Source organism: Brevundimonas sp. GW821-FHT10A07 (assembly GCF_059415785.1).
Map to the genome: position 1 here is coordinate 98,595 of NZ_JBWKNX010000004.1, position 20,844 is coordinate 119,438.

A 20,844-nucleotide genomic window follows, 5' to 3' on the forward strand; every position below is an offset into this window, starting at 1 on the left:
CGCCGATTGCGACCCCTGTGCGACGATCAAAGCAGGACCAGATGATCCGGCAGTTCATTGGGATTGTCGGCGCGGGGCGGGAAATGGGCCGCCAGGACCCGGCCGCACTGGTCGATGGCCGCCTCGAACCCGGCGACCGGTCGGCCGGCCTTCAGTTGACGGGTCAGGGCGGCGACAGCGTCGGCCCACACCCCTTCATCGACCTTCTGGTGGATCAGTTCGTCGGCGATCAGTTCGACCTGATGTTCTTTCAGGGCGGCGAAGATCAGCACCCCGGTTCGCTCGCGCGTGACGTGGACGCCATGCGCCAGGAACTGCTGCAGGGCCGCCTTGCGCACACGGGCCTGACGCAGACTGCGCGGCGTGATCCAACGGAGCACCGGCGGGATGCGGGTCAGCAGGAAGACCGCGACGAAGATCACCGCCTGGACCAGGGCGTAGAAGGCCAGGGCTTGACCGACGCCGACGGCCTGGGCCGTGACGTGGGCGGCTTCCCAACCGTCTCCGACCGGCCAGGACAGGGTGAAGCCCAGCGGGATGAGCGCGGTCGGCGCCAGCAGGGCCGCGGCGGCCGCCCAGGCCAGGCTGACATCCGCGTAAGACGAGACCCCGCGCGAGACGACGCAGAATATCTCGCCCGAGGTGCCGCGCTCGGCCGAGGCGATGGCGTCGGCGACCCGCGCGCGGTCGTCTTCGGTAAACCGCATCACCATCCTCCCGAAGCTCCGCCGCCGCCAAATCCTCCGCCGCCGCCGCCGAAGCCGCCCCCGCCGCCCCCTCGACCGGCGTTTCTCAAAGCCTCCGACGCCGCCCAGATCAGGATGGGGGTGACGCCGTCGCGACGATGACGACGCCCGCGTCCGCCCGAACCGATCACGCCGACCAAAAAGATGGTGAAGATCAAGCCGATGATGACAACAGGCAGGATCACCGCGCCGCCCGCGCCCTCTGGTTCGGTCGCCGCGGCGGCCGCCCGCGCCTGGGCCTCGGCCGGATCCAGCTCCAGCTGGGTGATCAAGGCGTCCACGCCCCTGACGACGCCTGTCTGATAGTCGCCGTCGCGGAAGGCCGGCAGGATGTCGTCGCGGATGACCATGGACGAGAAGGCGTCGGTCAGGATCGGCTCCAGCCCGTACCCGACTTCGATCCGCACCTTGCGTTCGGTCGGGGCGACGATCAGCAGGGCGCCGTTGTCGCCCTCCTTCTGTCCGATGCCCCAGGCCCGGCCCAGCTGATAGCCATAGTCCTCGATCTCCTGATCCTGCAGGCTGCGGACCGTGACCACCACCAACTGGTCGCTGGATCGGGCTTCCAACGCGGCCAGCTTGTCGGTCAGCGCCTGTTCGGTCGCCGTATCCAGCAGATCAGCCTGATCGACCACGCGTCCGGACAGGGGCGGAAAGTCGAGCTTCGTCTGCGCCGTCGCCGGCAAGGCGAACAGCAGGACGGCCATCAGACCGAACAGACTGGCGACGACGCCCGCTGGACGTCCTGTCCGAACGGGGCGAAGGCTCACGGGGCGGGCGGGGTCGAGCCCGGCGCGACCGGCGCGGCGCCGCCGCCGGGCGTGGCGGCCGGAGCGCCGTTCAGGTTGAAGTTCACCTGGGGCGCCGACTGGGCCTCCGCCGTGGCGGTGAACAACTGCATCGGTTGCGATCCGCTATGCACCGTCTTGGCCCAGATCACGTTCGGGAAGGTGCGCAGGGTGGTGTTGTAGTCGCGCACGGCCTCATTGTAGTCGCGGCGCGCGATGGTGATCCGGTTTTCGGTGCCTTCCAGCTGGGACTGCAAAGTCAGGAAATTCTGATTGGCCTGAAGCTGGGGATAGGCCTCGACCGAGACCAGCAGGCGCGACAGGGCGCCGGACAGTTGGCCCTGAGCCTGCTGATATTGCTGGAAGGCCTGCGGATTGCTGAGGTCGGCGGCCGAGACATTGACCGAGGTGGCGCGGGCGCGGGCGTTGATCACGTCCGTCAGGGTGGTGCGTTCCTGGATCGCCGCGCCCTGGACGGTGGCGACCAGATTGGGCACCAGGTCGGCGCGACGCTGGTACTGGGCCTGGACATCGGCCCAGGCCGCCTCGGCCCGTTCCTGCTTGGTCGGAATAGTGTTGTAGCCGCAGCCGGTGACGGCGGGCGCCGCGACGAGAACGGTCGTCAGAGCCAGAGCGCGAGCGTTGAAGCGAGCCATGGATTTTCCCCTGTCGGCGATTGCGCCGGTGCGGCGACTATCGCCTCAGGACCGCAACGCTTCAAGCGTCCAATGGCTCCGGTTCGACGCCGATCGAGCGACAGGCCGCCGAATAGGTGTTGGCCAGCAGGCAGGCGATGGTCATGGGGCCGACGCCGCCGGGGACGGGGGTGATGCGTCCGGCGATCTCGACGGCTTCCTTGAAAGCGACGTCGCCGACGACGCGGGTCTTTCCTTCCGCCGCCTTGACCGGGTCGGCCGAGGGAACGCGGTTGATGCCGACGTCGATCACGGTCGCGCCCGGCTTGATCCAGTCGCCCTTGATCATCTCCGGCCGGCCGACGGCGGCGACCAGGATGTCGGCGGTGCGGCAGAGGGCAGGCAGGTCGCGGGTCCTGGAATGGGCGATGGTGACAGTGCAGCTTTCGCCCAGCAGCAGTTGCGCCATCGGCTTGCCGACGATGTTGGACCGGCCGACGATGACGGCGTTCAGGCCCGTCAGATCGCCCAGCTGGTCCTTCAGCAGCATCAGACTGCCCAGGGGGGTGCAGGGGACCAGGCCCGGCAGGCCGACCGCCAGGCGTCCGGCGTTGACCACGTGGAAGCCGTCCACATCCTTGTCGGGATCGATGGCGTCCAGCACGACCGATGAATCGATGTGTTTCGGCAGGGGCAGCTGAACCAGGACGCCGTGGATGCCGGCGTCGGCGTTCAGACGGGCGATCAGGGCCAGAAGCTCGTCCTGGGTCGTGGTCTCGTCCAGACGGTGCGTGTCGGACCGCATGCCCGCGCGCAGGGTCGTCTCGCCCTTGTTGCGAACATAGATCTGGCTGGCGGGATCCTCGCCGACAATGACGACGGCCAGGCCCGGCTTGACGCCCTGGCTGGCTTCCAGACGCGCGGCGGCGGCGGCGACGCGGTCCACCAGGTCGACCGAAAAGGCCTTGCCGTCGATCAGGGTCGCGCGTGCGGGCTTGGCTGACATGGGGAAGACTCCGGGGGGATGAGGATGCGGCGATTTACAGCCGTCATGGTTCGGCGTCTATGATCCGCGACAAACTCCGGAGTGTTCTTGATGAAGCGTTCGTCCCTCGTCGCCGCCGCCAGCGCCCTTGCCCTCGTCTGGGCCGCCTCGCCCGCCTTGGCTCAGGACGTACAGGGCCTGCGCATCGGGGCTGCGGTGGATGGCGCATTGACCGAGACGGACGCGGCCACGACCGGCGACGACGCCTATCGTTATGACGCCTACCGATTCGAGGCGCGTGCGGGGCAGAGGCTGGAGGCGGTGCTGAGGTCCGACGCTTTCGACGCCTATCTGGCCATCTATGCCGAAGGCGGCGACGAACCGCTGGCCGAAGATGACGACGGCCTGGGCGAAGGCACGGACGCCCGGCTGCGCTTCACGCCGGAAACCAGCGGGACCTATGTTCTGCGCGCCCGCACCCTGGCCGGGCTGGAAGGCGGGGACTACAGCCTGTCCCTGCGCGAACGACCAGCCCCCCCGCGCGCACCGCGTCCGGTCGGCCTTCGCGTCGGTGATGAGCGAGCCGGGACGCTGACGGACCGTGATCCGGAACAGGAAGACGGCGGCCGTTACGACGCCTACAGCTTCCGCGCCGCTGCAGGTCAGAGGGTGATCGTCACCCTGGAGTCCGAGGCCTTCGATCCGCTGGTTCGCGTCGGCCGGATGAACGGGGCCGACTTCGCCGAACTGGCTCAGAACGACGATGGACCCGACGACGGACTGAACTCGCGCCTCGTCTTTACCGCCCCGACGGCTGGGGAATATCTGGCTCGAGTCACCGCCATCAGGGATGGGGAGGGCGCCTACACCCTGGGCCTGTCGGAAGCGCCGCCTGCGCCGCCGGCCAAGCCCATCGCCGTCGGCGACAGCATTGACGGGAATCTGAACGATGAGACGGGACTGAACGACGACGGCCAGCGCGCCGAATTCTATCGGTTCGCGGCTGAGGCGGGCCAGCGCGTCGCCATCGAGATGTCGTCGAAGGATTTCGACACCTATCTGACCCTGCGCCAGGCGTCGGACAATTCGGTCCTGGATCAGGACGACGACGGCGCCGGATCGGGCACGGATTCACGCATCGTCCAGACGCTGGAGACAGCCGGCGACTATGTGATCGAGGCGCGCGCCCTGGGCGATGACGGCGAAGGCCGTTTCACCCTCAAGATCAGCGAAGTCGCCCCGCCCCCTGCGCCGTCTGCGATCACCTTTGGTCAGACCGTGGAAGGCGAGATCACGCCCGAAAAGCCCCAGAACGACGAGGGCAAACACTATGACGCCTATGTATTCACCGGCCAGGAAGGCCAGCGCGTCCAGGCCGTTCTGCGATCCGGCGATTTCGACGCCTATCTCGAGATCAGCGCCGCCGACGGCGAGTTTTCCGCCCTGTCGAGCGATGACGACGGCCTGGGCGAGGGCACGGATTCGCGTCTGAACTTCACCCTGCCGTCGTCCGGCGACTACATCCTGCGGGCCTCTCCGCTGTCGAACGAGGGGAAGGGGCTCTATTCGCTGGCGTTGATCGATCGCGGCCCGGAGCCCAAGCCGGGCAGTATTCTGGTCGGCGCGACGGCGCGCGGCACGCTGAGCCTTTCCGACGCCCTGATCGACGGGGGCGCCTATTACGACGCCTATCGGTTCCAGGCGAAGAAGGACGAGAAACTGCGGATCACCCTGGTCTCCAACGCCTTCGACGCCTTCATCGACCTGGGCGAGGACGGCGAGGACTTCACCAGCCTGGCCGCCGACGACGACGGTCTTTCGGACACCCACGCCAAGCTGGACTGGACCGCGCCGGAAGACGGCTGGTTCGTCGTCCGAGCCCGGTCGTTGGGTCCGAATGAGACGGGCGCCTATGCCCTGACCGTCGAACGCCAGCCCTGACCGCCCCATGCGGGCCACGATCCGGTCCTAGGCGAGCCGAATGACCGACGCTATTTCGCCCGGCGCTCCAGGCCGCAAGGATCAGCACCTCGACGTGGTGCTGTCCGGGCGTGGTCGGCACGCCCGCGACGCCGGGTTCGACGCGATCCGGTTCGTGCACGAGGCCCTGCCGGATCTGGATCACGACAAAATCGACCTGGGCGCCGACTTCCTGGGGCGCCGATTGAAGGCGCCCCTGCTGATCAGCGCCATGACCGGCGGTCCGGCGCGGGCCGAGGCCGTGAACGCCCGTCTGGCCGAGGCGGCCCAGCACCTGGGAATCGCCCTGGCGGTCGGGTCCCAACGCACGGCTCTGGAAGAGGGGGCCAGCGGCGGCCTGGACATGGGGCTGCGCCACCGGGCGCCCGATACCCCCATCCTGGCCAATATCGGCGCGGCGCAACTGACGCGGGGGTTCGGTCTGGACGAGGCGCGGCGGGTGATCGACATGATCGGGGCGAACGCCCTGATCGTCCATCTGAACCCGCTTCAGGAAGCCTGTCAGCCCGAAGGCGATCGCGACTGGTGGGGCGTCGGCGCCGCACTGGAGGCTCTGATCCGCAGGGTCGAGGTTCCTGTGGTGGTCAAGGAGACCGGAGCCGGCCTGTCGGGCCGAACCGCGCGCCGTCTGATCGACATGGGCGCCGCGGCCGTGGATATCGCCGGCGCGGGCGGTTCGAACTGGGCGCTCATCGAGGGCGAGCGGGCGACGGATCCCGCCGACAGGGCCCACGCCGCCGCCTTTGGCGACTGGGGCATGCCGACCGCGCGGGCCATCGTTGATGTGCGCCGGGCCTGTCCAGACGCGGTCGTGATCGGTTCGGGCGGCGTGCGCGACGGTCTGGACGTCGCGCGCGCGATCCGCCTTGGGGCCGACATCGCGGGTCAGGCCGCCGGCGTCCTGTCGGCGGCGATGGTGTCCACGGAGGCGGTGGTCGCCCACTTCCAACTGGTCATGCGCCAGTTGAGAACCGTCTGCTTCTGCACGAATTCCGCTAATCTTTCAGCCCTGCGCCGGGCCCCGCTTCAGCCGCTGGACGAATAGAGGTCAGCGACCTATGCGGACGGCAGCAGGTCGTGCGCGAAGAGGCGGTACCGTCCCGCGCGCACGCCGTCGGTGGCCCTGGCGATATCCGGCGCGAAATAATGGTCGCTGGCGTAGGGCGCGGCCGCTTCACGCACGACGGTGACGACCTGTTCCAGCAGGGGCGAACTGGTCAGGGGACGATGGAATTCCAGCCCCTGGGCCGCCGCCAGCAACTCGATTCCGACCACGGTCGCCGTATTCTCGGCCATGTCCAGCAGCCGCCTAGCGCCGTGGGTCGCCATCGAGACATGATCTTCCTGATTGGCGCTGGTGGGAACCGTGTCCACGCTGCACGGATGGGCCACCATCCGGTTTTCGGCCACCAAGGCCGCCGCCGTGACCTGGGCGATCATGAAGCCCGAGTTCAGGCCGCTTTCCTTGACCAGGAAGGCCGGCAGTTCGCTCATCTTCGGATCGACCAGGATGGCGGTCCGGCGTTCGGAGATATTGCCGATCTCGCACAGGGCCATGGCGATCTGATCGGCTGCAAAAGCAACGGGTTCAGCATGGAAGTTTCCACCGGATATGACATCGCCGTCCTCGATGAAGACCAGGGGATTGTCCGTCACGGCGTTGGCTTCGCGCTCCAGCGTCGCGGCCGCCGTGGCCAGGACGTCCAGCACCGCCCCCATGACCTGAGGCTGGCAGCGCAGCGAATAGGGATCCTGCACCTTGGCGCAGTCGTCGCGGTGGCTGTCACGGATGGCCGAACCCGCCATCAGGGTCCTGAGCCGTGCGGCCACGGCGATCTGACCGGGTTGACCCCGAAGGGCGTGGATGCGGGCGTCGAACGGCGCGTCCGATCCCTTCAGGGCGTCGACCGACAGGGCCCCCGCCGCCACGCCGGCGGCGAAGACCGCCTCGGCTGCGAACAGACCCGCCAGGGCCAGGGCGGTCGAACACTGTGTCCCGTTCAGCAGCGCCAGTCCCTCCTTGGGGCCCAGGACCAAAGGCTTGAGCCCGGCCCGCTCAAGTGCGGCCTCGGCCTCCAGAGTCTGGCCTTTGCACCGGGCCTCGCCGACCCCGATCAGGACGCAACTCATATGGGCCAGAGGGGCCAGGTCGCCCGAGGCCCCGACCGAGCCCTTGGAAGGGATACAGGGCAGGATGTCGGCGTTGACGAGCGCGATCAGGGCCTGGAGGGTTTCGCGCCGAACGCCCGAGGCGCCGCGTGACAGGGAGGCGATCTTCAGCACCATCAGCAGCCGCGTCACGCTGTTCGGCAGCAAGGGGCCGACACCGCACGCATGGCTGAGCACCAGGTTGCGCTGCAAGGTCTCCAGGTCGGCGGGCGCGATGGAGGTGTTGGCCAGCAGGCCGAAGCCGGTGTTGACGCCATAGACGGTGCGCCCCTCGGCCACGATGGCGGCGATGGTCGCGGCGCCCCTGTCCACATCGGTCCAGGCTTCAGGGGCGACGGCGACCGTCACGGGGCCGTCCAGGACGCTGCGCAACTGGGCCAGGGTCAGGGGCGAACGGCCGAGGGTCAGGGTCGTCATGGAGGTCAGGCCTTCAGGCTGGGGAGGTTCAGGCCGTGTTCGCGGGCCGCGGCGCGGGCGATGTCGTAACCGGCGTCGGCATGGCGCATGACGCCCGTCGCCGGATCATTCCACAAGACCCGCTCCAGCCGCTGCGCCGCTTCCGGCGTGCCGTCGGCGACGATCACGACGCCCGAATGCTGGGAATAGCCCATGCCGACCCCGCCGCCGTGGTGCAGCGAGACCCAGCTGGCGCCCGAGGCTGTGTTCAGAAGCGCGTTGAGAAGGGGCCAGTCCGAAACCGCGTCTGATCCGTCCATCATGGCCTCGGTCTCACGGTTCGGGCTGGCGACCGAGCCGGAGTCGAGATGGTCCCGGCCGATCACGATCGGTCCCGACAGTTCTCCGGACGCCACCATGTCGTTGAACATCAGGCCCGCCCGGTGGCGCTCTCCCAATCCAATCCAGCAGATTCTCGCCGGAAGTCCTTGGAAGGCTATACGTTCGCCGGCCATGTCGAGCCAGCGATGCAGACCTGCGTTGTCCGGGAACAGCCGCTTCATCGCCGCATCGGTCTTGCGAATATCGTCCGGATCACCGGTCAGGGCCGCCCATCGGAACGGTCCGATCCCGCGGCAGAACAGGGGGCGGATATAGGCGGGGACGAAGCCGGGAAAGTCGAAGGCGTTCGTCACCCCTTCGTCAAAGGCGACCTGACGGATATTGTTGCCATAATCGACGACAGGAACCCCGGCCGACTGAAAGTCGAGCATGGCGCGGACGTGGGCCACGATGGAGGGGCGGGCGGCCGCCGCGACCGAGGCGGGTTCGCTGACCCGCTTGTCTTCCCACTCGGCGACGGTCCAGCCGGCCGGCAGATAGCCGTTCACCAGGTCATGGGCGCTGGTCTGGTCCGTCACCAGATCCGGCCGCACGCCGCGTTTGACCATTTCAGGCAAGATATCAGCGGCGTTTCCCAACAGGCCGACAGATATGGGTTTTCCAGTCCGATTTGCGTCTTCGATCAGGGCCAGGGCTTCGTCCAGGCTCTGGGCCGCCACATCAAGATAGCGTGTCTTCAGCCGCATCTCGATCCGGCTTTGCTGGCATTCCACCGCCAGGCAGGACGCCCCCGCCATGGTCGCGGCCAAGGTCTGGGCCCCGCCCATGCCGCCCAGGCCTGCCGTCAGGATCCATTTTTCCGGACCAGTCGCCGCCGTAGTGCTGGCGGCCCGCCTCCATGAAGGTCTCATACGTGCCTTGGACGATGCCCTGGGTGCCGATGTAGATCCAGGATCCGGCCGTCATCTGGCCGTACATCATCAAGCCCTTGCGATCGAGTTCCGAGAAATGCTCCCAGGTCGCCCATTTGGGCACGAGGTTGGAGTTGGCGATCAGGACCCGGGGCGCATCGGCATGGGTGCGGAAGACCCCGACCGGCTTGCCAGACTGGACCAGCAGGGTCTCGTCGGCCTCCAGCGTCTTCAGGGTCTCCACGATCCTGTCGAAGGCGGCCCAATCGCGCGCCGCCTTGCCGATGCCCCCATAGACGACAAGATCCTGAGGGCGTTCAGCCACTTCGGGATCAAGGTTGTTCATCAACATTCGCATGGCCGCCTCGGCCGCCCAGGTCTTGGCCGTCCTTTCCGATCCGCGCGGGCTTCGGATGACGCGAGCGTTGGGCTGGTTCATGTCTGGCTCTCGGCGAAGGCGATACAGGCGGTCAGGACGCGGTGCAGGTTTCGACGCATCGCCTCGGCCCGCTCCGGCTCATAGGGACTGGGCCAGTTGTCGGGCGACAAAGGGCTCGCCGGGTCGCCCATGTAGCCCCGGTCCGCCAGTTCCATCTGGATAGCGTGAACGCCGGCGTGGGGCCGGCCGTAGTGACGCGTGGTCCAGCCGCCCTTGAACCGGCCGTTGACGATCAGGCTGGAGCCGCTGATCGCGCAGGCGGCCTCGACGGCCTGGGTCAGTTCGGGGGCGCAGGTGGTCCCGTCGTTGTCGCCGATGTTGAACTGGGGCAACTCGCCGGCGAACAGCCGCGGGACGACAGAACGGATCGAATGGGCGTCATAGAGGACGACGGGGCCACGGGCGTGCAGCCGGTCGATCTGGGCCTTCAGCTGGGCATGATAGGGATCAAACCAGGTCGCGCGACGCTCTGCGATCTCGGCCGCATCGGGCGCTTCGCCGGCCCGATACAGGGGCTCGCCGTCGAAGGTCTCGACCGGGCAGAGGCCCGTGGTGGTCATGCCGGGATACAGGGACACGCCGGATGGATCGCGGTTCACGTCGATGACGCTGCGAGAAACTGCGGTGCGCACCAGAGTGGCGCCCAGATCCACGGCGAAATCATAGAGCCGGTCCACCCACCAGTCGGCGTCCTTGCGCGCCAGCCAGGGGGATCGAAACCGCGCCATCAGGGCGTCCGGGATTTCGGTCCCCGTGTGCGGCAAGCCGATCACCAGCGGCCCCGAGCCTTCATGGACGGTCAGCCAGTCACGCGTCATCTCGGCCTCCCTCGCCAAATCCATCCGTCGTGGTATGTCTAGACATATTGATCGCAACAAGACGGACCTGTCCAGTGAGCCTTGAGCCGCAGCCTGTGGATCGCACCCTCTGGTTCGAGGCCGCCCTCTTGCCGGACGGCTGGGCGCGGGATGTGCGGATCGGCATTGCGAGGGGTCGGATTTCAAGCCTCGAGACCGGCGTATCCCGCGGACCCGCGGACGAAGGAGACGGCGTGGCCTTGCCGGGCGTCGTCAATGTCCACAGCCATGCCTTCCAGCGCGCCATGGCCGGTCTGACCGAGGCGCGTGGACCCCAGGGCCAACACGGCGATGATGATTTCTGGTCCTGGCGTGACCTGATGTACCGCTTCCTTGATCGGGGCGGGCCCGAAGAGATCGAGGCCATCACCGCCCTGGCCTTCGCCGAAATGCTCGAGGGCGGCTTCACCCGCGTGGCCGAGTTCCACTATCTTCACAACGCCCCGTCCGGCGCGGCCTATGCGGACCGGGGAGAGATCGCGGCGCGGATTGTCGCGGCGGCCCAGACGACCGGAATCGCCCTGACCTTGCTGCCGGTCTTCTACGCCCACGCCGGATTTGGCGGCCTGGCGCCGACCCGGGGGCAGAGACGGTTCATCACCGATCTGGACGGATTCGCGGAGTTGACCGACCGTTGCCGCCGCCTGACCGCCGATATGGCGGACGCTGTGGTGGGGGTCGCGCCGCACAGCCTGCGGGCTGTCAGCCCGGCTGAGCTGGCCGCCATGCCCGGTCTGGCAGGCGATGGGCCCATCCATATCCATGTGGCCGAACAGACTAAGGAGGTCGAAGACTGTCTGGCCTGGTCCGGCGCCCGGCCGGTGGAATGGCTGCTCGCCAACGCCCCGGTCGATCCGCGCTGGTGCCTGATCCACTCGACCCATGTGACCGAGGCGGAGTGGCGGGGCGTGATCGAACGGGGCGCGGTCGTCGGCATGTGCCCGATCACGGAGGCCAATCTGGGCGACGGCGTCTTTCCGGCCGCCGCCTATGCGCGGGCGGGCGGGCGGTTCGGCGTGGGGACCGACTCCAATGTGCAGATCGGCGTGGCCGAGGAACTGCGGATGCTGGAATACAGCCAGCGGCTGGCCTTGAGGCGCCGTTCGGTCATGGCGGATGCGGATCGCTCGACAGGACGCGCCCTGTTCGAAGGCGTGCTGGCGGGCGGGCGCCAGGCCGGGGGCGCGGCGAACGACCTGGTCATCGGCGGATCGGCCGATCTGGTTTGCCTGGATACGCGCGGCGCGGGCTTCCATGGCCGTTCGGGCGACGCCCTGCTGGACAGCTGGATCTTCGGCGCGCCGGCGGGCGCCGTCGCCTCGGTCTGGCGGGCGGGGCGGCAGGTGGTGCGGAACGGGCGGCATGTGGCGCGCGACGCCATCGAGGCACGGTACCGTAAGGCCCTGAACACGGTGCTGGGATGACGCCGGAGCCGCTGCACCGCCGAATCTACGCGGACCTCGAAGGCCGCATCCTCTCGGGCGAGCTGTCGCCGGGCGCACGCATTCCCTTCGAACACGAATTGACCGCCCAATACGGCTGTTCGCGCGCCACCGTCTCCAAGGCCCTGTCGGAACTGGCGGGCAGGGGGCTGGTCAGACGTCGGCGGCGCGCCGGCAGCTTCGTCGCCCAGCCCAAGGCCCATGCCGCCTTCCTGGCCATCCCCGATCTGCGAGCCGAGGTGATGGAGCGGGGCCAGGCCTATGGCTACAGGCTGCTGGACCAGATGGAACGCGATCCGGACGGCGGTGCTGAAATCGAACTCGCCGCCGGCGGTCCGCTCCTGGCCTTGACCTGTCTGCATAGCGCCGACGCGATCCCTCTGGCCCTGGAGCATCGACTGATCGCTCTGGCCGTGGCTCCCCAAGCGATAAGGGTGGATTTTCAATCTACTCCGCCTGGAACCTGGCTTCTGGACTATGAGCCCTGGACCGAGGCGGAGAACCGGATCGGCGCCATGGAGGCCGACGCCGTGACCGCGCGTCTGCTGCAGATCAAGCCCGGCGCGGCCTGTCTGTCTGTCGAAAGGCGGACCTGGCGCGACGGCCAGGGCGTGACGCGGGTTCGTCAGCTGTTCCCAGGGGATCGCTATGATCTGGTCGCGCTTTTCTCTTCCGCCCACGCCAAGGACCTGAGCCGATGAAGGCCGACCGCCTGCTGATCGACTGTCACGCCGCCACCATGGTTCCAGGCGGGGCCGCCTATGGGGCCATCCGCGACGCCGCCGTGGTCATCACCGACGGTCGTATCGCCTGGATCGGACCGCGCGCGGATTTGCCGTCCGTGGAGGCGGTCGAGACGGAGCGGCTGGGCGGACGCTGGCTCACGCCGGGACTGATCGACTGTCACACGCATCTGGTCTTCGGCGGCGACCGCTCGGGCGAATTCGAACAGAGGCTGGGCGGGGCCAGCTATGAGGAGATCGCCCGCGCCGGCGGCGGGATCGTCGCTTCAGTCAAGGCCACGCGCGCGGCGTCGGAGGACGAACTGTTCGCCTCCGCCATGGACCGGCTGCAAGGGCTCAAGGCCACGGGCGTAACCACGGTCGAGATCAAGTCGGGCTATGGACTGGATCAGGACAGCGAATTGAAGATGTTGCGGGTCGCCCGCCGCATCGGCCGGGAAGGCGGGGTTCGCGTGCGCACCACCTATCTGGGTCTGCACGCCGTTCCGCCCGAGCACCGGGCGGACCGCGCCACCTATGTCGATCTGGCCGTCGATCACATCCTGCCGGCCGCACAGGCCGAGGGGCTGGCGGACGCCGTGGACGCCTATTGCGAGCCTATCGCCTTCTCGATCGAGGAGGTGGCGCGCCTGTTCGACAAGGCCCGCACCCTGGGCCTGCCGGTCAAGCTGCACGCCGATCAGTTGTCGAACGGGGGCGGCGCAGCCTTGGCGGCGCGTTACGGCGCCGTGTCGGCTGATCACATAGAACATGCGACGGAAGACGGAATCAAAGCCATGGCGCGGGCAGGGGTGACGGCGGTTCTGCTGCCCGGCGCCTTCCTGATGCTACGCGAAACCCAGGCGCCCCCGGTCGGTCTGTTACGCGTCCATGGCGTTCGCATGGCCGTTGCGACCGACTGCAATCCCGGCACCTCTCCTGTCGCGTCCATGACCGACGCCCTGAACCTGGCCTGTGTTCAATTTCGCCTGACCCCGGAAGAAGCCCTGGCGGGCGCGACGCGGGAAGCCGCATGGGCCCTGGGGCTGCAAGATCAGATCGGAACCCTGGCGGTCGGCAAGGTCGCCGACCTGGCGGCCTGGGATGTCCAGCGCCCCGCAGAGCTGGCCTATTGGCTGGGCAAGCCCATGCTGCACGGCCGCTGGAGAGACGGCGTCAGGACAAGCGCCGACCCTGCAAGGATCGACGGTCCGCCTGATCTCTAGACCTGGGCGACGCCCATGACCTTCATCAGGGCGTCTCGAACGGCGGCCTCGGTGAAGGGTTTCTGAATGGTGGTGGCGCCGCGCCACTCTTCCGGCAATCCACCTTCGCCGTAGCCGGTGGAGAAGACGAAAGGCACGCCGCGCGCCTTCAGCGCCTCGGCGACCGGGAAGACCTGACGGCCGGCGACATTGACGTCCAGCAGGGCGGCGTCGAGATCGACAGTGTCGCGCGCCATGGCTTCACCATCGTCGATATTGGACGCTGGGCCGACGGGAATGCACTCCATGTCCTCGAGGATGGTCTCGAGCAACATGGCGACCAGGGATTCGTCTTCCACCACAAGTATGCGGCGACCGTTTAGAGGTTGGGTCATGGGGCGGGTGTCCTGTCGAGTGGAACCGTCAGTTCCGCAATCAATCCATCGCTGGCGTAGACTAGATCGATCTCCCCCGCCAGATCGTGGCGAATGTTTCGTTCAATCAATCGGCTACCGAAGCCTCTTCTGTCCGGTTGCGTAACTTTCGGACCGCCTATTTCACGCCAGACAAGCTTCAGCTTTCGGTCGCGTTGATCGGCCAAACTCCAGTCGATCAGAACACGCCCATCGGGCGTGGAAAGGGCTCCGTATTTGGCGGCGTTTGTCGCAAGCTCATGGAAGATCATGCCCAGGGACAGGGCTGTGGCGGGGGGCAGCGCCGTCGCAGGGCCGTTGAGATTGATGCGGGTGGGACCGAAGGCTTCGGTTTCGTGTTCCAGGATCGCCCGCAGATCCGCGCCTTCCCAATGGGTTCGCGTCAACAGGTCGTGGGTGTGAGACAGGGCCAGTATCCGCGACTGGAAGGTTGCGGCGAAGGTGGCGGGGTCGACGTGGGAACGCGCGGTCTGGATGGCGATCGACTGGACCGTGGCGAGGGTGTTCTTAACCCGATGGTTCAACTCGTCGATCATCAGTTTCTGGCGCTGGGTCGCCAGGACGTTGGCTGTGACGTCATGGCCCTGAACGAAGATGCCGACCACGGCGCCCGCCTCGTCACGGATCGGCTGATAGATGAAGTTGAGATAGAGGGTTTCCAGCGGGCCGCCGGGAGTCCTTTGTAATTTCGCCAGGCTTTCTCGCCCTTCGTAGGGCTCGCCCGTTTCGAAGACGGTGTCCAGAAACTCGTAATAGCCCTGTCCGACCAGTTCCGGCAGGGCGTCGCGTATGGACTTGCCCGCGATGTCGCGATGGCCGATCAACTGGCTGTAGGCGTCGTTGTGCATCTGGAAACAGTGGTTGCGGCCGGTCAGGATGGCCACGAACCCCGGCGCCTGCATGAACATCTCGACCAGACGGTTGCGCTCGCTCTCCAGGCGACGATTGTCCTCCTGAACCGACTGAGCTCGCCGCAGGACCGACCCGCCGACCAAGGCGTCCAGGGCGGTTGTCGGTTCATCTGTCCGGATCGCCGGCGACAGATCGGTGATGTCCATGGTGTGCTGAAGAAGCAGCACGACCTCGCCTTCAGCGTTCAGGACTGGCGTATGGGTCGCACTCCAGATTCGTTCCTCGAACACCTCCTGGCCGTCGGACAATTTGCGCGGCATGGCGTATCGCACGACGGCGAGGTGGTCGCGCTGGCAGGTGTCGCGCGCCTTTTCGAGGGACGCCCGGACCTGACGCACGTTTTCGGGCGCATCTTCGCCGGGGCCCGCGTCGAAGGTCGTGAACAGGGGACGGCCCAGGATCTCCTCGCGGCGAGCGCCTGTGACCTCGACATAGGCCTGATTGACCTCGGCGATGCGCAGATCCGGCGTAAGCAGAAGATAAGGATTTGGCGACGCCTCGAAGGCCGCCGCCAAATCGACTACGGAAGCGCCCGGTTTCACTTGTACTGTCAATCTACACCCCAGCCCAACCGGTGCCGAACGCGCGAGGAGGCAAAGAGTTCGCTACCGTACCCAGAATTCGCCTTTCACCTGATCGTCATTGGCGTGTCAGGAGAATTTGCTAAGGACGGGACATGACATTTGCCGGCGCCTTGGCCACCCTCTCCCTCATGATGGCTCAACCGACAGATCAGCCGCCTCCCGAACAGCCGGTCGTCCAGTTGGCTCAGGGCGTGCTGGCCGGGCGGGCCGACGACACGGTCGCCGCGTTCAAGAACATTCCCTATGCCGCCCCGCCGGTGGCGGAACTGCGCTGGCGGCCGCCGGGCGCGGCGCCGACCTGGGAAGGGCGGCGCGACGCCTCGACCTATGGGCCGATCTGCATCCAGGCCACGCCGCAGGGCGACCCCGGCGTGGGGCCCTTGCCGATGAGCGAGGACTGCCTGAACCTGAATGTGTGGCGGCCGACCGACGTCGCCGCGTCGCCGGCCCCGGTCATGGTGTGGATCCACGGCGGGGGCCTGGTCAATGGATCGGGCACGGCGGCCCTGTACGACGGATCCCATCTGGCCCGTCAGGGCATGGTCGTGGTCTCGATGAACTATCGGCTGGGCCGGTTGGGCTTCTTCGATCACCCGGCCCTGGCGGCGGAACGACCGGCGGACGAGGCGGCGGGCAACTACGGCCTGATGGACGTCATCGCGGCCCTGCAGTGGGTCAGGGCGAACATCGCGGTCTTCGGCGGCGACCCGGCCAATGTGACGATCTTCGGGGAGTCGGCGGGCGGGGCCATCGTCACCCGGATGATGATTTCGCCGCCGGCGCGGGGCCTGTTCGACCGCGCCATCGTGCAGTCGGGCCTGGGGCGCGAGTTGCAGACCCCGCTGGACCGGCGCGGCGCCTACGACCTGCCGTCGGCGCGTGAGCGGGGCGAGGTCTGGGCCCACGGTCATAACCTGTTGACTGCGGCCGATCTGCGCGCTGCGCCGGTCGAGCTGCTGCTGACCCCGGCGCCCGTCTTCGCTAACGGAGATCTGTCCCTGATCGACGGCCGGATCGTGCCCTCGACCGTGGAAGCGGCCTTCCGAGCCGGGCGGCAGGCGCCTGTGCCGATGGTGATCGGGACCAACAGCGCCGAGTTCTGGTGGATGAAGCCGACGGATCGCAACGGCTACGGCATGATCGACGACGACCTGACCTGGCTGGAGCGGGCCACGATCACGGCGGCCTATGGCGGGGAGGCGGGCTTCGACCGGGGCTTCATCACCGACGCGGTCTTCTCCGAGCCGGCGCGGCGGCTGGCGCGGCTGCACGCGGCGGCGGGGCATCCGGCCTATCTATACCGGTTCGACATCTCGTCGCCGGACAATCCCGAACCGCACGGCGGGGCGACCCACGCCATCGAGCGCCCCTATGTGTTCGGCACCCTGCCGCTGCTGCCCTATCCGGTCCGGGAGGCGGATGTCGCGGCCTCGGCGGCGATGATGGGCTACTGGACCGCCTTCTCGCGGTCCGGCGACCCCAATGGGGTGGGGCGGCCGGACTGGCCGATGGCCGGGGGCGGCGACACTCAGCTGATGCTGTTCCGCAACGACGGCCCCAGCGCCACGCCGGTTCCGGACAGCGCGCGGCTGGATCTGATCAAACGGTTCCGGGAGCGGCCTCACACTATCAGCAAGTCGCCACAAGTTACTGTAAAAACGCACTATTAGACAGATGTCCGGCCGTCAAAGACGCCGCCGTCACCCCGCCGAGGTCGCGCCCGATTGCTTTTCTCTCATCGTGACCAGTTCCTCGGCCATGGTCGGGTGGACCGCGCAGGTGGCGTCCCATTGGGCCTTGGTCAGGCCGGCCTTCACGGCGATGGCGGCGAGCTGGATCATTTCCGGGCTGTCGGGCCCCACGATGTGGACGCCGACCACCCTTTGGCTTTCGGCGTCGACCACCAGCTTCATGAGGACGCGCTCCTCTGATCCGGTGAAGGCGTATTTCATCGGCCGGAAACGGGTCAGATAGACATCGACCCCGGTGGAACACGACCGACGCGCCTCGGATTCCGTCAGGCCGACGATGCCCACGGGCGGCTGGCTGAAGACGGCGGTGGCGACAGCCTCGTAGTCGAAATGCTGGGGATTGTCGCGATAGACGGTCTGGTGGAAGGCGACGGCCTCGCGGATGGCGACGGGGGTCAGGTTCATCCGGTCGGTCACGTCGCCGATGGCCCAGATGTTGTCGGCCGTCGTCTTGGACCAGGGATCGACCCTGATCGCGCCCTCGTCGTTCAGTTCGACGCCGGCCGCCTCCAGGCCGAGGTCCTTGACGTGGGGGATGCGGCCTGTGGCGAACATGACCACGTCGGTCTCCAGCTTCATCCCGTTCTCGAGGTGGTTGACCAGGCCGGTGGCGGTCTTCTCGATCTTCTCGTGCTGGCAGCCCAGGACGACCTTGATCCCGCGCTTCTCGATCTCGCCGGCCAGGTGGGCGCGCACATCGTCGTCGAAGCCGCGCAGGATATTGGGGCCCCGGTAGATCAGGGTCGTCTCGACGCCCAGGCCGGCGAAGATCCCCGCGAACTCCACCGCGATATAGCCGCCGCCTGCGATCAGGATGCGTTTGGGCAGTTCGGGCAGGTGGAAGGCTTCTTCGGAGGTGATGGCGTGTTCGATGCCCTCCAGGCTTTCCGGCTTCCACGGGCGGCCGCCCGTAGCGATCAGGATCTTCTCGGCGGTGAAGGTCTGATTCTTGCCGACGATCTCGACCGTATGGGCGTCCTTCAGCACGGCGCGGCCGTGGACCAGCTCGACCCCGGCCTTGCCCAGATTGGCGGCGTAGATGCCCGACAGGCGGGCGATCTCGACGTCCTTGGCCTCCAGGAAGGTCGGCCAGTCGAACCGGGCGTTGTCGAAGGACCAGCCGTAGCCCTCGGCGATCTCGAGCGCGTGGCTGACCTCGGAGGCCATGACCATGAATTTCTTGGGCACACAGCCCCGGATGACGCAGGTGCCGCCGACGCGGTATTCCTCAGCCACCGCGACCTTCTTGCCGCCCAGGGCGGTCAGGCGCGCGGCGCGGACGCCGCCGGAGCCGGCGCCGATGACGAAGAGGTCGTAGTCGTAGTCGGCCATCGGGTGCTCCGTTCAGACTCAAAAAAACAGCGTCTGAATAGTCTGAATCGTCTGAAATCGGTTCCGGTCACACCGGGGGCGAGGCGTGGGACTTAGGCGCCGGGACACCCAGGAGCAAGGTCGCCAGGTGGAGGGAGATCAGGGCGTCAGGGTTTCGACCCCGCTGTCCGTGCCGATGATCGCCAGGTCGGCCAGGTCCAGAAACAGGCCGTGTTCGACCACGCCCGTGATCAGTTTCAGATCATCGGCCAGACGGACCGGATCATGGATGGCCTTGCAGCCGGCGTCATAGATCAGATTGCCGCCGTCGGTGCGGACCAGGCCGCGATCCGCCTGGCGCACGCGGGCCGGCGAGTTGATGTCGTGGTCGACCAGGACGTCGGCGATACGGTTGGCCGTGGTCTTGTGACCGAAGGCGACGACCTCGATCGGCAGGGGGAAGGCGCCCAGGACCGGCACCACCTTGGCGGCGTCGGCGATGACGATACAGCGGCTGGACGCTTCCCAGACCAGTTTCTCACGCAGCAGGGCCGCGCCGCCGCCCTTGATAAGGGCCAGGCCGGGACCGACCTCGTCGGCGCCGTCGACGGTCAGGTCGATGCGGGGCGTGTCTTCCAGCGTCGACAGGGTCAGCCCCAGTTCGCGCGCCAGATCGGCGGTCTTCTCGGAGGTCGGGACGCAGCGCAGCCCAGAAAGGCCGCGCGCCGCCAGGGCCTTGACGAACCAGGCGGCGGTCGAGCCGGTGCCCAGGCCGACGATCATGCCGGCCTCGACATGGGCCGCAGCGGCCTCGCCGGCGTTCTTCTTCTGTAGATCGCTCATTTCAGCTTGGCGGCCTTCGCCGCTTCCTTCCTGGCTTTGGCCTTCTCGCGGAAGGCGGCGCCGGCGTCCGGCTTGAGGGTTTGACGGGCGCGGCCGAAGGCGAGGGCGTCGGCCGGCACGTCCTCGGTGATCACGGAGCCCGAGGCGACGATGGCGCCGTCGCCGATGACGACCGGGGCGACCAGGCTGGAGTTCGAACCGACGAAGGCGCCGGCGCCGACCTCGGTCTGCGCCTTGTTGAAGCCGTCGTAGTTGCAGAAGATGGTTCCGGCGCCGATGTTGGCGGCCGCGCCGATCGAGCCGTCGCCCAGATAGGCCAGGTGATTGGCCTTGGCGCCTGCGGCCATCTTCACATTCTTCACCTCGACGAAATTGCCGATCTTGACCCCCTCGGCCAGGTCCGCGCCGGGCCGCAGGCGGGCGTAGGGGCCGACCTCGGCGCCGGACGCCACGCGCGCCCCCTCGATATGGCTGAAGCTGCGGATACGGGCGCCGCCCTCGATCACCGCGCCGGGACCGAAGACGACGAAGGGCTCGATCACGGTTCCGCCGCCGACCTGAGTGTCCCAGGCGAAGTGGACGGTGTCGGGCGCGGCCATGGTGACGCCGGCGGCCAGGAAGGCGTCCCGCTGGACGCTCTGGAACAGGGCCTCGGCCTGGGCCAGTTCGGCCTGGGAATTGACGCCCATGACCGAATCCTCGGCCGCGAAGACGGCGCGGGTCGGGCGGCCGGCCTTGCGGGCCAGTTCGACCACGTCGGTCAGATAGTATTCGCCCTTGGCGTTGTCGTTTCGGACATCGGCGAGGAGGGCGAACAGCAGGTCCGCCGGAGCGGCCATGACGCCGGAGTTGCAGGCCGTGATCGCCAGGACCTCGGGCGAGGCCTCCTTGGCCTCGGTGATGGCGGCCAGGGCGTCGCCGTCGAGGATCAGCCGGCCATAGGCGCCCGGATCGCGCGCCTCGAAGCCGATGACGGTCAGGCCCTCGGGGTTGAACACCGGTTCGATGTCGGCGGCCTTCAGCAGAGGCACGTCGCCATAGGTCACGACCACATCCCCGTCGAACCCGGCCAGGGCCTGTTCGGCGGCGCGGACGGCGTGGCCGGTGCCCAGGGGCGGGTCCTGAACGGCGATGGCCGCCTCGCCAAGGCGTTTGACGACATGGGCGCGGACCGCGGGCGAATGGGTTCCGACCACCACGATGATCTTCTGACAGCCCAGGGCCTGGGCGGCGTCAATGGCGTGGTCCAGCATGGCGCGACCGCCGACCGGATGCAGCACCTTGGGCAGGGGCGATTTCATCCGGGTGCCCTGGCCGGCGGCGAGAATGATGGCGGCGCGAGGGCGCGTCTGGCTGGTCATGAATCGTTCCGGCGTCTAGTCGTCCTGCGAT

Annotated in this window: 17 protein-coding genes and 1 pseudogene; 6 read left to right on the forward strand and 12 right to left on the reverse strand. The window is 67.6% G+C overall.

Features of this window, described 5'->3' with window-relative positions:
- Window positions 1-26: 26 nt before the first annotated feature.
- From AC07NC_RS04530 to AC07NC_RS04545, 4 genes are all read right to left on the reverse strand, one after another.
- Window positions 27-707 (reverse strand): TPM domain-containing protein, encoded by a 681-nt coding sequence (locus AC07NC_RS04530; RefSeq protein WP_494568717.1) that lies wholly within the window; start codon window positions 705-707, stop codon window positions 27-29.
- A complete protein-coding gene (locus AC07NC_RS04535; RefSeq protein WP_494568718.1) occupies window positions 707-1,516 on the reverse strand; it encodes a TPM domain-containing protein in 810 nt (269 codons plus the stop codon). Before AC07NC_RS04535 ends, AC07NC_RS04530 begins: the two co-directional genes overlap by 1 nt.
- The gene (locus AC07NC_RS04540; RefSeq protein ID WP_154726525.1) at window positions 1,513-2,190 is read right to left on the reverse strand and encodes a LemA family protein; all 678 of its coding nucleotides are present in this window, start codon (window positions 2,188-2,190) and stop codon (window positions 1,513-1,515) included. The genes AC07NC_RS04535 and AC07NC_RS04540 overlap by 4 nt, the downstream gene beginning before the upstream one ends.
- A gap of 61 nt (window positions 2,191-2,251) precedes the next feature.
- Entirely contained in the window at window positions 2,252-3,175 is a 924-nt protein-coding gene (locus AC07NC_RS04545) for a bifunctional methylenetetrahydrofolate dehydrogenase/methenyltetrahydrofolate cyclohydrolase (protein WP_494568719.1), read from the reverse strand.
- Window positions 3,176-3,265: 90 nt separating this feature from the next.
- On the opposite strand from AC07NC_RS04545, the gene AC07NC_RS04550 reads away from it, so the two are divergent.
- Window positions 3,266-5,095, forward strand: a complete 1,830-nt coding sequence (locus AC07NC_RS04550; RefSeq protein ID WP_494568720.1) for a PPC domain-containing protein — start codon at window positions 3,266-3,268, stop codon at window positions 5,093-5,095.
- 40 nt (window positions 5,096-5,135) lie between these two features.
- On the forward strand, window positions 5,136-6,179 hold the full coding sequence (fni, locus tag AC07NC_RS04555) for a type 2 isopentenyl-diphosphate Delta-isomerase (protein WP_494568721.1): 1,044 nt from the start codon (window positions 5,136-5,138) through the stop codon (window positions 6,177-6,179).
- Between the two features lie 11 nt (window positions 6,180-6,190).
- Here fni and hutH read toward each other — a convergent pair whose 3' ends face one another.
- From hutH to hutG, 3 genes and pseudogenes are all read right to left on the reverse strand, one after another.
- Window positions 6,191-7,720, reverse strand: a complete 1,530-nt coding sequence (gene hutH / locus AC07NC_RS04560) for a histidine ammonia-lyase (RefSeq protein WP_494568722.1) — start codon at window positions 7,718-7,720, stop codon at window positions 6,191-6,193.
- 5 nt (window positions 7,721-7,725) lie between these two features.
- Window positions 7,726-9,391, reverse strand: a pseudogene (gene hutU / locus AC07NC_RS04565) (urocanate hydratase).
- The gene (gene hutG, locus AC07NC_RS04570) at window positions 9,388-10,209 is read right to left on the reverse strand and encodes an N-formylglutamate deformylase (RefSeq protein ID WP_494568723.1); all 822 of its coding nucleotides are present in this window, start codon (window positions 10,207-10,209) and stop codon (window positions 9,388-9,390) included. The pseudogene hutU and the gene hutG overlap by 4 nt, the downstream one beginning before the upstream one ends.
- Window positions 10,210-10,283: 74 nt before the next feature.
- Here hutG and AC07NC_RS04575 point away from each other — a divergent pair, with 74 nt between their 5' ends.
- From AC07NC_RS04575 to hutI, 3 genes are read left to right on the forward strand one after another with little or no spacing between them, the layout of a single operon-like run.
- Window positions 10,284-11,672 (forward strand): formimidoylglutamate deiminase, encoded by a 1,389-nt coding sequence (locus AC07NC_RS04575; protein ID WP_494568724.1) that lies wholly within the window; start codon window positions 10,284-10,286, stop codon window positions 11,670-11,672.
- Window positions 11,669-12,391 (forward strand): histidine utilization transcriptional repressor HutC, encoded by a 723-nt coding sequence (gene hutC / locus AC07NC_RS04580; RefSeq protein ID WP_494568725.1) that lies wholly within the window; start codon window positions 11,669-11,671, stop codon window positions 12,389-12,391. The genes AC07NC_RS04575 and hutC overlap by 4 nt, the downstream gene beginning before the upstream one ends.
- A complete protein-coding gene (gene hutI, locus AC07NC_RS04585; protein ID WP_494568726.1) occupies window positions 12,388-13,638 on the forward strand; it encodes an imidazolonepropionase in 1,251 nt (416 codons plus the stop codon). Before hutC ends, hutI begins: the two co-directional genes overlap by 4 nt.
- Here the strand turns inward: hutI and AC07NC_RS04590 are convergent.
- Both AC07NC_RS04590 and AC07NC_RS04595 read right to left on the reverse strand, forming a co-directional pair.
- Window positions 13,635-14,012 (reverse strand): response regulator, encoded by a 378-nt coding sequence (locus AC07NC_RS04590; RefSeq protein WP_035308891.1) that lies wholly within the window; start codon window positions 14,010-14,012, stop codon window positions 13,635-13,637. The two genes, hutI and AC07NC_RS04590, sit on opposite strands and share 4 nt — an antisense overlap.
- Window positions 14,009-15,505, reverse strand: coding sequence for a sensor histidine kinase (locus AC07NC_RS04595; RefSeq protein WP_494568727.1), 1,497 nt, complete (start codon window positions 15,503-15,505; stop codon window positions 14,009-14,011). The genes AC07NC_RS04590 and AC07NC_RS04595 overlap by 4 nt, the downstream gene beginning before the upstream one ends.
- Window positions 15,506-15,639: 134 nt before the next feature.
- On the opposite strand from AC07NC_RS04595, the gene AC07NC_RS04600 reads away from it, so the two are divergent.
- Window positions 15,640-17,217, forward strand: coding sequence for a carboxylesterase/lipase family protein (locus tag AC07NC_RS04600; RefSeq protein ID WP_494568728.1), 1,578 nt, complete (start codon window positions 15,640-15,642; stop codon window positions 17,215-17,217).
- 30 nt (window positions 17,218-17,247) lie between these two features.
- On the opposite strand, the gene gor is transcribed toward AC07NC_RS04600, so the two are convergent.
- The 3 genes from gor to glmU form a co-directional block, all read right to left on the reverse strand.
- On the reverse strand, window positions 17,248-18,630 hold the full coding sequence (gor, locus tag AC07NC_RS04605; protein WP_494568729.1) for a glutathione-disulfide reductase: 1,383 nt from the start codon (window positions 18,628-18,630) through the stop codon (window positions 17,248-17,250).
- Window positions 18,631-18,768: 138 nt separating this feature from the next.
- Window positions 18,769-19,452 (reverse strand): ribose-5-phosphate isomerase RpiA, encoded by a 684-nt coding sequence (rpiA, locus tag AC07NC_RS04610; RefSeq protein WP_494568730.1) that lies wholly within the window; start codon window positions 19,450-19,452, stop codon window positions 18,769-18,771.
- On the reverse strand, window positions 19,449-20,813 hold the full coding sequence (gene glmU / locus AC07NC_RS04615) for a bifunctional UDP-N-acetylglucosamine diphosphorylase/glucosamine-1-phosphate N-acetyltransferase GlmU (RefSeq protein WP_494568731.1): 1,365 nt from the start codon (window positions 20,811-20,813) through the stop codon (window positions 19,449-19,451). Before glmU ends, rpiA begins: the two co-directional genes overlap by 4 nt.
- Window positions 20,814-20,844: the final 31 nt, after the last annotated feature.